Origin of the sequence: Candidatus Arsenophonus triatominarum, from assembly GCF_001640365.1 — a bacterium.
Taxonomy (GTDB): domain Bacteria; phylum Pseudomonadota; class Gammaproteobacteria; order Enterobacterales; family Enterobacteriaceae; genus Arsenophonus; species Arsenophonus triatominarum.
The window spans coordinates 375591-387716 of record NZ_LWMI01000016.1 but is presented as its reverse complement, the minus strand read 5'-3'; the positions used below and the strand labels follow the sequence as shown (position 1 = coordinate 387716).

The 12126-nt window shown below is 38.1% G+C and carries 10 protein-coding genes and 4 pseudogenes; 12 read left to right on the top strand and 2 right to left on the bottom strand.

The window, feature by feature from the left end; genetic code table 11:
- Positions 1-194: 194 nt before the first annotated feature.
- Positions 195-290 (bottom strand): annotated as a pseudogene (locus AYJ55_RS33405) (ATP-binding protein); the annotation flags it as partial.
- Positions 291-355: 65 nt separating this feature from the next.
- Here AYJ55_RS33405 and AYJ55_RS16155 point away from each other — a divergent pair.
- The 7 genes and pseudogenes from AYJ55_RS16155 to nhaR all read left to right on the top strand — a co-directional run bounded on the left by AYJ55_RS16155 (position 356) and on the right by nhaR (position 5688).
- Positions 356-1326, top strand: a pseudogene (locus tag AYJ55_RS16155) (IS701 family transposase).
- Positions 1327-1393: 67 nt separating this feature from the next.
- Positions 1394-1779, top strand: a pseudogene (locus AYJ55_RS16150) (IS701 family transposase); the annotation flags it as partial.
- A 198-nt stretch (positions 1780-1977) separates the two neighbouring features.
- Entirely contained in the window at positions 1978-2343 is a 366-nt protein-coding gene (locus AYJ55_RS16145; protein ID WP_063653415.1) for an IS630 transposase-related protein, read from the top strand.
- Entirely contained in the window at positions 2267-2776 is a 510-nt protein-coding gene (locus tag AYJ55_RS26550; RefSeq protein ID WP_342668183.1) for an IS630 family transposase, read from the top strand. The genes AYJ55_RS16145 and AYJ55_RS26550 overlap by 77 nt, the downstream gene beginning before the upstream one ends.
- A gap of 71 nt (positions 2777-2847) precedes the next feature.
- Positions 2848-3176, top strand: a pseudogene (locus tag AYJ55_RS26545) (integrase core domain-containing protein); the annotation flags it as partial.
- A gap of 230 nt (positions 3177-3406) precedes the next feature.
- On the top strand, positions 3407-4600 hold the full coding sequence (nhaA, locus tag AYJ55_RS16135; protein ID WP_063657256.1) for a Na+/H+ antiporter NhaA: 1194 nt from the start codon (positions 3407-3409) through the stop codon (positions 4598-4600).
- 176 nt (positions 4601-4776) lie between these two features.
- Complete coding sequence (gene nhaR, locus AYJ55_RS16130) at positions 4777-5688, top strand: transcriptional activator NhaR (protein ID WP_063657255.1); 912 nt, start codon at positions 4777-4779, stop codon at positions 5686-5688.
- 63 nt (positions 5689-5751) lie between these two features.
- On the opposite strand, the gene rpsT is transcribed toward nhaR, so the two are convergent.
- A complete protein-coding gene (gene rpsT, locus AYJ55_RS16125; protein WP_063657254.1) occupies positions 5752-6012 on the bottom strand; it encodes a 30S ribosomal protein S20 in 261 nt (86 codons plus the stop codon).
- Between the two features lie 336 nt (positions 6013-6348).
- On the opposite strand from rpsT, the gene ribF reads away from it, so the two are divergent.
- The 5 genes from ribF (at position 6349) to ispH (ending at position 12099) form a co-directional block, all read left to right on the top strand.
- Entirely contained in the window at positions 6349-7278 is a 930-nt protein-coding gene (gene ribF / locus AYJ55_RS16120; protein ID WP_063657253.1) for a bifunctional riboflavin kinase/FAD synthetase, read from the top strand.
- Positions 7279-7316: 38 nt separating this feature from the next.
- Positions 7317-10136 (top strand): isoleucine--tRNA ligase, encoded by a 2820-nt coding sequence (ileS, locus tag AYJ55_RS16115; RefSeq protein ID WP_063657252.1) that lies wholly within the window; start codon positions 7317-7319, stop codon positions 10134-10136.
- Positions 10136-10636 (top strand): signal peptidase II, encoded by a 501-nt coding sequence (lspA, locus tag AYJ55_RS16110; protein ID WP_063657251.1) that lies wholly within the window; start codon positions 10136-10138, stop codon positions 10634-10636. Before ileS ends, lspA begins: the two co-directional genes overlap by 1 nt.
- A 61-nt stretch (positions 10637-10697) precedes the next feature.
- Positions 10698-11168 (top strand): FKBP-type peptidyl-prolyl cis-trans isomerase, encoded by a 471-nt coding sequence (gene fkpB, locus AYJ55_RS16105; RefSeq protein WP_063657250.1) that lies wholly within the window; start codon positions 10698-10700, stop codon positions 11166-11168.
- A complete protein-coding gene (ispH, locus tag AYJ55_RS16100; RefSeq protein WP_063657249.1) occupies positions 11149-12099 on the top strand; it encodes a 4-hydroxy-3-methylbut-2-enyl diphosphate reductase in 951 nt (316 codons plus the stop codon). Before fkpB ends, ispH begins: the two co-directional genes overlap by 20 nt.
- Positions 12100-12126 lie beyond the last annotated feature (27 nt).

Sequence of the window (12126 nt, the reverse complement as noted above, 5' to 3'; positions counted from 1 at the left end):
TTCGCACAGGCATATAAAATTCCAGAAATGGCTTAAAAGCAATGGTTAATTTGCAAGTTACTAAAACGTATAAAATTGTTTAAATTACAATAAGTTGCTTTTAATTTATAAGATTTTGTCTATTTATATATTATGCTGAATTAAACTTAAAAATAGAGCGTTTTTTTATTGGTGTGAAACGCGTGTCCTAATCCAGCTAAATGCGTTTTGCCTACACCGCTTGGGCCAAGCAACACTACATTTTCATTACGCTCAATAAACGTTAATGCGCTTAATTCCTGTATTTCACGAGTTTCGCAAGCTCCAAAAAAGAAGTATAAAGTTCAAAACAAAAAAAAATTAGGATGTTTATATTTTGTCAGTTTATCCATGCATTAAAGATATCTACAAAACATTCTTACAGGTGAACAGTAGATACTCTGGTTTGGCGTTATCAGAAGTAAGCCCATCACCTTTGTCTCATGACACTATTAGTCGATGGCTAAAAAGTAGATGTTTTCGACCTAAAGACCTGTGGATATTAGTTGAAACATCTATAGACAAAAAAAGTCCTTGTGTACTAATAGCTGACGATACACTAATTGCCAAAACACGTAGTAAAAAATAGAGATGGTTCATTATCAGTATTCAGGTAACGAACATGATGTTATTGCTGGCATAGGTTTAGTTAATTTACGTTGGCATAATCTAACAACTGTTGAATCAATTCCTATTGATTATCGTATTTATGATAAAGATTCCGATGGAAAAACAAAAAATACGCATTTTTCCGAAATGCTTGCTCTTGCTAAAAAAAGAGGGATCAAACCTGAAGCGGTAGCGATGGATGCTTGGTATTCTAGCCTGGATAATCTGAAATCAATTCGATCTCATGGTTGGGTTTGGGTAACTACGCTGAGAAAAAATCGGATTGTTAACCGTAACATACAACTGAACAAGTTAGACATCTCAGAAGAAGGAACCTTAATACACTTACGAGGTTACGGTTGGGTGACTGTTTTCAAATTTACAGCCAAAAACGGCCGTATTGATTACAGAGTAACAAACAAAGACAATCCCTCCCGTCAATACGTCAAATCTATCATGGATGCCCGTTGGTCTGTTGAAGTTTATCATCGAGAAGTTAAACAAAATTGTGGTATTGAACACTGTCAGGCTCGCACGAGCCGAGCGCAAAGAAATCATATTTTTCTCGCTATTTCTGCTTGGTTTGAACAACATAAACGTCGTATATCTGAAAAAATAACTCTTTATCAACAAAATTGGGACGTAATCAAAAATGCTATTACTGAGCACATCCGTGTTTTATTAACGTATCCAAATTAGTTTTGTGCGAAACTCGTGTTGTTTTGAACTTTATACTTCTTTTTCGGAGCTTACGAAACTCATGACAGGTTTAGTTAATTTACTTTGGCATAATCTAACAACTGTTGAATCAATTCCTATTGATTATCGTATTTATGAGAAAGATTCTGATGGAAAAACAAAAAATACGCATTTTTCCGAAATGCTTGCACTCGCTAAAAAAAGAGGGATCAAGCCTGAAGCGGTAGCGATGGATGCTTGGTATCCTAGCCTGGATAATCTGAAATCAATTCGATCTCATGGTTGGTTTTTGTTAACTACGCTGAGAAAAAATCGGATTGTTAACGTAATATACAATTGAACAAGTTAGACATCTCAGAAGAAGGAACCTTAATACACTTACGAGGTTATGGTTGGGTGACAGTTTTCAAATTTACAGCCAAAAACGGCCGTATTGATTACATAGTCACGAGTTTCGCACCAATAAAAACGCTCTATTTTTAAGTTTAATTCAGCATAATATATAAATAGACAAAATCTTATAAATTAAAAGCAACTTATTGTAATTTAAACAAATTTATACGTTTTAGTAACTTGCAAATTAACCATTGCTTTTAAGCCATTTCCGGAATTTTATAGCTAGGCGACTTAATTTTGATTACAAGGTGTGTTATGAGTTATACAATTGATTTTCGACGTAAAGTAATATCTGTAAGGAAAGCCGAAGGTTTAACAATTCGAGAAACTGCGAAACAATTCCGTATTGGAAAAGCGTCTTTAGTACGTTGGCTTAAACGACCAGAGCCAAAAAATTCAACGCCACGTAAGAGGAAGCTCGATAAAAATGCTTTAGCAAAAGATGTGGAACAGTATCCAGATGCTTACCAAAAGGAACGGGCAGAGCGATTCGGTGTTTGTAAAAAGACTATTTGGCAATCCCTTAAAAAGCTGGGATTAACCTATAAAAAAAACTCTATTCCATCCAAAAACCAACGAAAGCGACAGGCTGGCACATCAGCAAAAAAGACAACAGTATGAAAAAAAAGATAAATCTGTTGTTTTTATTGATGAAAGTGGTTTTTCACATGACACTCCACGAACTCACGGCTATTCCCCAAAAGGTCACCGTTGTTTTGGCCTGAAAAACTGGGGTGCTAAGGGAAGAACAAATGTTATTGGCGCTTTATTGGGAACAACCCTTTTTGCTATCGGATTATTTGATTGCAATATTAACAGTGATGTTTTTTATGTTTGGATCACAAAAATATTGCTCCCAGAACTTCCTGAAAATTCTGTTATTTTTATGGACAACGCTAGCTTTCACAAAGGTAAGAATATTGAACAGGCAATTATAAACGCAGGACACCAGATAGAATATTTGCCTGTGTATTCACCAGATTTAAATCCTATAGAACATAAATGGTCTCAAGCTAAACGTAAAAAAGATGGAAACAGGATGCACTATCGATGACCTGTTTTTAATACATATGCTGTAATCAAAATTAAGTCGCCTAGCTATATATGCCTGTGCGAAACTCGTGTTGTGGTAAAGTTGAGCATCACGATTATCAACTTTATCTCGCTATCAACGATATTGATCATACAAAAACTAAAGCTCGTTCACCTCAAATCAATGGGATTTGTGAACGCTTTCATAAAACTGTATTACAAGAGTTCTATCAGGTGGGCTTTTCGTAAAAATCTTCGGTAATTTAGCCGAATTACAAGCTGATTTAGACAAATGGTTAGACGAATACAATAACCAACGCACTCATCAAGGAAAAATGTGTTGCGGTCGAACTCCTATGGCAACTTTATACGAGGGAAAACAACTTTGGAGAGAAAAAAGATTTAAATCAAATTTAACCTGACAGATACTGTATAAATAACCGGCAACTGTCAGATCAAGTCTGAGCTACTAAAGATTAACTAATTGTTTTTCAATGTTAACCTAATTTTAAATAGCTAATCGGCTTAATAGCGTCAAAATAGTTAGTAACCACTCGGTATAAACGAATTATTTACGTTAAAAAAAATGGTTTTCCGAATTGTATGTATTAGCATAAAATTAATTAAGCTAATTAACACTGAGGTTATAGTAATGACAGCAATTATACGACGGTTTTTAAAGTTAGAAGCAGCAAGTGGGGGGCTGTTAATTATTGCTACCATCTTAGCTTTGATTATGGCTAATACACCATTGCAAGGTATTTACCAGCAATTTCTTAATATTCCCATTGCGGTTAAAATCAGCGTATTAGATATTGATAAACCTTTTTTATTGTGGATCAACGATGGTTTAATGGCCATTTTCTTTTTGGTTGTTGGCCTGGAAGTTAAACGAGAACTGATAGAAGGCTCGTTAGACGGTCGTGATAAAGCAATATTTCCCGCTGTTGCTGCGGTAGGCGGTATGTTATTACCTGCTCTGGTATATCTATTTTTTAATGCGAATGATGAAATTGCCCTGCAGGGGTGGGCGATCCCAGCGGCGACAGATATTGCATTTGCATTGGGTATCATGGCGCTATTAGGTAAACGTGTACCAACAGAGTTAAAAGTATTTCTACTGGCATTGGCGATTATTGATGATCTTGGCGTGATTATCATCATTGCTCTCTTTTATACTAAATCTGTTTCTATCATGGCATTAGGGTTAGCTATGCTTTCTTTATTGGTATTAATATGGATGAATTGGCGTAAAGTTGAAAATACTTCTGCTTATTTGATTGTTGGCATCATTTTATGGGTCTGTATATTAAAATCAGGTATTCATGCAACGTTAGCTGGTGTCATTGTGGGCTTTTTGATACCGCTTAAAGGGGGACAAAATAATTCACCCTCTGAACAATTAGAACATCTTTTACATCCTTGGGTTGCTTATTTAATTTTGCCATTATTTGCCTTTGCTAATGCAGGCATACAACTTGATGGTGTTACCCTAACTAATTTTGCCAGTGCTTTACCGATCGGTGTCGCGTTAGGCTTATTAATTGGTAAACCAACAGGTATTTTTCTGTTTAGTTGGCTTGCGTTGAAATTAGGTGTTGCAAAATTACCCGCCAAAATTAACCTTAAGCAGATATTTGCTGTTTCAGTACTCTGTGGTGTTGGCTTTACCATGTCAATTTTTATTGCCAGTTTAGCATTTGAAGGTTTAGATAATTTTAGTACTTATGCACGATTGGGGATCCTAATCGGTTCGACGCTAGCTGCTATCTTAGGATTATTATTATTGAATAGTGTATTACCTAAAAAGCCAATTAGCACTAAAACAGCTAATCAGGCAGGATAACGTTAATTTTAAGTTATATTTACGTGAAATAAATAGTATTTTTGTGTTCGCGATACAATATTTTATTTTTGTAGCGAGAGTATCTTATTTAGGTAAAATGAAATGAATCGCTTATCTTCTGGTGTTCAGAAAATAACGAATATAAACAGTTATCGGTGGTACAAAAAGGAATCGATATGAGAGTGTCGCATCTCAATTTTAATCATCTCTATTACTTCTGGCATGTTTGTAAAGAGGGATCGGTTGTTGGCGCCGCTGAAGAACTTTATTTAACGCCTCAGACAATAACAGGTCAGATTAAGGCATTAGAAGAACGTTTGAATGGTAAATTATTTAAAAGGCAAGGCAGAGGGCTGGTTCCTTCAGAACTAGGGCAACTGGTTTTTCGTTATGCTGATAAAATGTTTGTGCTAAGCCAGGAAATGCTAGATATTGTTAATTATAGCCGTGAAACGAATTTGCTATTTGATGTTGGTGTTGCTGACGCTTTATCGAAACGGCTGGTAAGCCGTGTCCTTGAAACAGCTATTGTTGAGCATGAGCGGATCCATTTACGCTGTTTTGAATCGACACACGAGCTTTTATTGGAGCAATTAAGTCAACATAAGTTAGACATGATCTTATCTGATTGCCCGGTTGATTCGTCCCAACAAGAAGGGTTATTTTCCGTCAAGCTTGGAGAGTGTGGCGTTAGTTTTTTCTGTCGCAAACCAATACCAGAGAAACCTTTTCCACTGTGTCTAGAGGAGCGGCGATTATTGATCCCAGGTCGGCGTTCTATGTTAGGTCGTCACCTGCTTTCTTGGATCCAGAATAATAATTTGCAGGTAGAAATCCTGGGTGAGTTTGATGATGCTGCGTTGATGAAAGCATTTGGCATGTATCATAACGCAATATTTGTTGCGCCATCGCTCTATGCTAGTGAGATTTTTTTAGATAATGAAGTGGTTGAAATTGGTCATATGGATAAAGTAAAAGAAGAATATTATGTTATTTTTGCTGAACGTATGATTCAGCATCCAGCAGTACAACGTGTCTGTAATAAGGATTTTTCTGGTCTATTTGATCAAAGCTTTTATAAACAATAAGAACCATTTTTAATAATAAAAAAAACCGGCTTCAGCCGGTTTTTTAGCAAAATCAAAATAAATTTACATTGATTTGATTTGCGCTGCTAAATTTGCTTTATGACGTGCAGCTTTATTTTTGTGGATCAAGCCTTTGCTAGCATAGCGATCAACAATAGGTTGCATGTCGTTAAATGCTTTTTGTGCTGCTTCTTTATCGCCAGTGACGATAGCGGCATAAACTTTTTTGATAAAAGTACGCACCATAGAACGACGGCTAGCATTATGCTGACGGCGTTTCTCTGATTGTATAGCACGTTTCTTAGCTGATTTGATATTAGCCAAGGTTCAACTCCCAAATATTTATTCTATCGAGGACAATCTAAAGGTCGAGGAATATGCCTTTTTAACCTTCATTTGTCAATGAATTTGTGTAAATGAGCATCGTGTACAGCAATGCGATCTGTTGTGATGACCTAGGATTTTATCAGTTTACTGAGTGCGAATACAGTTTTAAATGTGAAAAACCGGATGAAATTGTAGGAAAGTGGTTAGATTAAGTATTTTTTTACTGACAAACAACCATTTATTATCTTTGTTATAAATATTAATCAAATGGTGACTTAACCTTCAGGGTAGTAAGCGGTATAATCCAGCAATTTTTATTATATTGAGCAGATTATGAAGTTAGTACGTGGTATACATAATATTCGCGCATATCATCATGGTTGTGTGTTGACTATTGGCAATTTTGATGCTGTTCATCGAGGGCATCAGGCATTATTGAAACATTTAAAACAACAGAGTGAGCGTCTCGGGCTGCCAACGATGGTCATGATTTTTGAACCTCAACCATTGGAGTTTTTTTTGGGCGCAAATGCGCCAGCACGTTTAACGCGTTTACGTGATAAGATAAAATACTTTACCGAACATGGCGTTGATTATTTACTGTGTGTTAAATTTAATCCAACATTTGCTTCATTGACACCGCAGGCTTTTGTTTCACAATTGCTGGTGGAAAAATTGGGGGTTAAATTTTTGGCGATCGGTGATGATTTTCGCTTTGGCAAAAATAGACAGGGTGATTTTAAATATCTTCGTGAGGCAGGGGAACAATATGGTTTTGAAGTGGCCAATACTGAAAGTTTTTGTGACGCCGGCCAGCGAGTTAGTAGTACGGCTGTCAGACAAGCACTGCTAAGTGATAATCTTACCCTTGCTGAGAATCTTATGGGACACCCTTACCGATTAAGTGGTCGAGTGGTACATGGTCGCCAGCTTGGTAGTGCGATCGGTTTCCCAACCGCGAATATACCATTTAAATGTTTAGTCATGCCTGTTAAAGGCGTTTATGTGGTAGAAGTATATGGATTAGCCGATCACCCATTGCAGGCAGTGGCAAATATTGGCACACGGCCAACCGTGAATGGGGTAGATCATCAAATTGAAGTTCATTTGATGGATGTGCATATGGATATATATGGACGTCATATTGATGTTGTATTGCGTAAAAAATTGCGTAACGAGCAGCGATTTGCTTCTATTGATAAATTAAGACAGCAAATCGGTAAGGATATGATGGCTGCGAGACAATTCTTCCAGTCGTCATAATTTAGATATTTAGCAGAAAATTGGAACTGAAAATTTAGATGAGTGACTATAAAAATACCCTGAATTTACCGAAAACAGGGTTCCCTATGCGCGGTGATCTCGCTAAACGAGAACCACAAATGTTAGCCCGTTGGTATAAAGAAGGGTTGTACCAAGCTATTCGCCAGGCCAAAACAGGCAAACAGATGTTTATACTGCATGATGGTCCTCCCTATGCAAATGGTAGTCTTCATATTGGTCACTCAGTTAATAAAATTCTCAAAGATATTATCATTAAATCTAAAGGACTGGCCGGATTTGATTCGCCATATATTCCTGGTTGGGATTGTCACGGTTTGCCAATTGAACATAAAGTTGAACAAATTATTGGTAAACCCGGTGACAAGGTCTCTGCAGCTGTTTTTCGTGAAGAGTGTCGCAAATATGCCAAAGAACAAATTGAGGACCAGAAAGCTGATTTTATCAGAATGGGCGTACTTGGTGATTGGGAACAGCCTTATTTAACCATGGATTTTAGTACCGAAGCCAATATTATTCGTGCGTTAGGTAAAGTGATTGAAAATGGCCACTTAGTGAAAGGTGCTAAACCGGTTCATTGGTGTACTGCTTGCGGTTCTTCTTTAGCGGAAGCGGAAGTTGAATATTATGATAAATCATCACCTTCCATTGATGTACGTTTTAGCGCGGTGGATGCTAACGCTGTTTATAGTAAATTTGGCGTAAAATCGTCGGCTTTGCCGGTTTCAGCCGTGATCTGGACGACAACACCTTGGACGTTACCCGCCAACCGTGCGATTGCGGTTAACGCTGATTTTGAATATCAATTAGTGAAAGTCAATAATAATGAATGTTTAATTTTGGCAAAATCACTGGTTGAAACAGTAATGCAGCGTATTGCAGCAACAGAGTGGCAAATTTTAGCACAATGTAATGGCTCTGAATTGGAATTACTGCGCTTTCATCACCCATTTATGAATTTCGATGTGCCTGTTATTTTAGGCGATCACGTTACTTTAGACGCGGGTACAGGGATTGTACATACGGCACCAGGCCATGGTCCGGATGATTATATTGTTGGGCAGAAATATAAACTTGAAATAGCAGATCCCGTCGGTCCAAATGGTTGTTATTTACCTAATACTTATCCTGGTTTGGATGGTGTTTTTGTATTTAAAGCAAATGAATTAATTATCGAACTTTTAGCGGCAAAAGGGGCATTGCTACATAAAGAAATATTACAGCATAGTTATCCTTGTTGCTGGCGGCATAAGACACCGATTATTTTTCGTGCCACACCTCAGTGGTTTGTCAGTATGGAAAAAAATGGTTTACGTGAACAATCGCTAAAAGAGATTAACGGGGTTAAATGGATCCCAGATTGGGGACAAAGCCGGATTGAATCTATGGTTGCAAATCGTCCAGATTGGTGTATTTCTCGTCAGCGCACCTGGGGTATGCCGATGGCATTATTTGTGCATAAGCAGACAGAAGAATTACATCCGCGGACGTTAGAATTGATTGAAGAAGTCGCTAAACATGTTGAAAAAGCAGGTATCCAGGCGTGGTGGGATCTTGACCCCGTTGCCCTATTAGGAAGTGATGCTGCTGATTATGTTAAAGTCCCCGATACGCTTGATGTCTGGTTTGATTCTGGTTCTACACACTATGCCGTTGTAGATGTTCGTCCTGAATTTAAAGGCCATTCTGCTGATTTATATTTGGAAGGCTCTGATCAACATCGTGGTTGGTTTATGTCGTCTCTAATGCTATCAACTGCGATGAAAGGAAAAGCGCCTTATCGAGAAGTATTAACCCACGGTTTTACGGTTGATGGACAAGGCCGTAAAATGTCAAAATCTTTGGGTAATACCATTAGCCCACAAGACGTCATGAATGATTTAGGGGCTGATATTCTACGGCTATGGGTTGCTTTAACCGACTATACTAGTGAAATTGCTGTTTCAAATGAGATTTTAAAACGTTCTGCCGACAGCTATCGGCGTATTCGTAATACAGCACGCTTCTTATTAGCCAATTTGAACGGTTTTGATCCTGCTTCACATCAAGTTAAACCAGAAGATATGGTGATATTAGATCGCTGGGCAGTAGGGCGGGCGAAAGCCGCTCAAGCGGAAATCGTTATGCATTATGCTAATTATGATTTTCATGCAGTCGTTCAGCGTTTGATGCAGTTTTGTTCAGTTGAAATGGGTTCTTTCTATTTAGATATTATAAAAGATCGTCAATATACGGCAAAAAGTGATAGCTTGGCACGTCGTAGTTGTCAAACAGCCTTATTTCATATCATAGAAGCATTGGTACGCTGGATTGCGCCGATCCTTTCTTTCACGGCCGATGAAATTTGGCAGCAATTGCCTGCTGCTAGACAGAGCAAATATGTCTTTACTGAGGAATATTATGCTGACTTGTTTGGCTTGGATGTTAATGAAACGCTTAATGGTGAATTTTGGAATAAGTTATTAATTATCCGTAGTGAGGTTAATAAAGTTCTCGAACAAGCGCGTGCAGACAAACTTATCCGCAGCTCGTTGGAGGCCACAGTGATTTTATATGCTGATACAGAACTGGCTGAAATACTTAATCGTTTAGGTGATGAGTTACGTTTTGTATTGTTAACTTCACAGGCTAAAGTAATTTATATTAGCCAAGCTCCAGTTCAGGCACAGAATAGTGAACTGAGTGGATTGAAAATTGCTTTCCAGCAGGCGGAAGGTGATAAATGTCCTCGGTGTTGGCATTATGCAACGGATATTGGTCGGGAGGCGGAGTATGCAGAATTATGCGGCCGCTGTGTTACTAATGTAGCCGGTAACGGTGAAATACGTAAGTTTGCCTAATGAAAAATCCTATTTGCTCTACTGGCTTACGCTGGTTATGGTTAACGGTTGTGATATTAATTGTTGATCTTGGTAGTAAGCAACTCATTTTGAATAATTTTCAATTATATGAGTCGATACCATTAATGCCTTATTTCAATTTGGCTTATGCTCAAAACACTGGTGCAGCATTTAGTTTTCTAGCTGATAAAGGGGGATGGCAGCGTTGGTTCTTTGCCTTTGTTGCGATTGTCATTTGTGTGGTGCTTATCGTAATGATGTATCGCCAAAGCGTGAATAAAAAATTGAGTAATATTGCTTATGCATTAGTTATTGGTGGAGCACTAGGGAATTTGTGCGACCGCTTAGTCCATGGCTTCGTAGTTGACTTTATTGATTTTTATGTTGGTGACTGGCATTGGCCAACATTTAACATTGCGGATATGGCGATTTGTATTGGTGCGGCACTCATCATTCTCGACAGTTTTATCAATGCAGATAAAAAAGCGAGTGGATCTTAGTTTATCGTTCGTTTACGTTGATAACAGGTTGATTTATTTCTAACAGTGGGTTTTTATTGTCATGTTAACCTTAGTACAAGCAAATAGTGCCGTGTTGCTGCATTTCACGATCAAGCTTGAGGATGGTTCAATTGCTGATTCAACCTATAATCAGGATAAACCGGTACTTTTTCGCCTTGGCGATAAAAGCCTCTCGCTAGTACTTGAAAAACAATTAATTGGTTTAAGTGTTGGTGAAAAAAAGACATTTACTTTAGGCGGAGAGGACGTTTTTGGTAAACCAAACCCAGATATGATCCAATACTTTATGCCAAAAGATTTTATTCAGGTCGGTATACCTGAAGTCGGTGCCATCATATTATTTACCACGATAAATGGCAGTGAAATGCCAGGGATCGTAACAGCAGTGACGGAAGAGTCTATCACTGTTGATTTTAATCACCCATTAGCGGCTCAGAATATCATTTTTAACATTGAAGTGTTGGACATTGGCCCGAAATGGGAGGAATTAAATGCAAATATTGCTGGCTAACCCTCGGGGTTTCTGTGCAGGTGTTGATCGGGCAATTAGTATTGTTGATAGAGCACTGGCGCTTTATGGTGCGCCGATTTATGTTCGTCATGAAGTTGTCCATAACCGCTATGTGGTTGACAATTTACAGCAACGTGGTGCGATTTTTATTGAACAAATTTCTGAAGTCCCTGATGGTGCTATTTTGATCTTTTCTGCACATGGTGTTTCTCAAGCAATTCGGCAGGAAGCTAAGCAACGTCATCTGACCATGTTATTTGATGCAACTTGTCCATTGGTGACTAAAGTACACATGGAAGTTGTATGTGCCAGTCGTAAAGGTAAAGAAGCGATTTTAATTGGTCATGTTGGGCATCCTGAAGTAGAAGGCACAATGGGGCAATATAATAATCCGGCTGGAGGTATGTATCTGGTTGAATCGCCGGAGGATGTCTGGAAATTACAAGTAAAAGATGAAAATAACCTCTGTTTTATGACCCAGACTACCTTATCGGTTGATGATACTGCTCATGTTATTGACGCGCTAAATACTCGTTTTCCAAATATTATCGGGCCACGCAAAGATGATATCTGTTATGCGACAACCAATCGTCAGGAAGCAGCGCGTGAATTGGCTAATAAGGCTGATATTGTACTAGTTGTCGGCTCTAAAAATTCTTCTAATTCCAATCGTCTTGCTGAATTGGCTCAAAGAGCAGGCAAGCAGGGTTACCTGATTGACTCTGCTGATGATATTCAAGAAGATTGGCTGGAAAATATGCAGATTATTGGGCTTACTGCTGGCGCATCTGCACCAGATATTCTTGTTCGTCAGGTTATTGAACGTTTAAAGGTTTTAGGTGCCAGTGAAATGATCGAACTTGCTGGTCATGAAGAAAATATTGTTTTTGAAGTACCAAAAGAGCTACGTGTTGGAATCAAGCAAATATAATAATAGCTATTTTGGTATTTTATTAAA

Coding starts and splice junctions, on each gene's coding strand:
- nhaA (WP_063657256.1), top strand. CDS start 3,407: ATGACAGCAATTATACGACGGTTTTTAAAGTTAGAAGCAGCAAGTGGG.
- AYJ55_RS16145 (WP_063653415.1), top strand. CDS start 1,978: ATGAGTTATACAATTGATTTTCGACGTAAAGTAATATCTGTAAGGAAA.
- lspA (WP_063657251.1), top strand. CDS start 10,136: ATGAAAAATCCTATTTGCTCTACTGGCTTACGCTGGTTATGGTTAACG.
- ileS (WP_063657252.1), top strand. CDS start 7,317: ATGAGTGACTATAAAAATACCCTGAATTTACCGAAAACAGGGTTCCCT.
- fkpB (WP_063657250.1), top strand. CDS start 10,698: ATGTTAACCTTAGTACAAGCAAATAGTGCCGTGTTGCTGCATTTCACG.
- ispH (WP_063657249.1), top strand. CDS start 11,149: ATGCAAATATTGCTGGCTAACCCTCGGGGTTTCTGTGCAGGTGTTGAT.
- nhaR (WP_063657255.1), top strand. CDS start 4,777: ATGAGAGTGTCGCATCTCAATTTTAATCATCTCTATTACTTCTGGCAT.
- ribF (WP_063657253.1), top strand. CDS start 6,349: ATGAAGTTAGTACGTGGTATACATAATATTCGCGCATATCATCATGGT.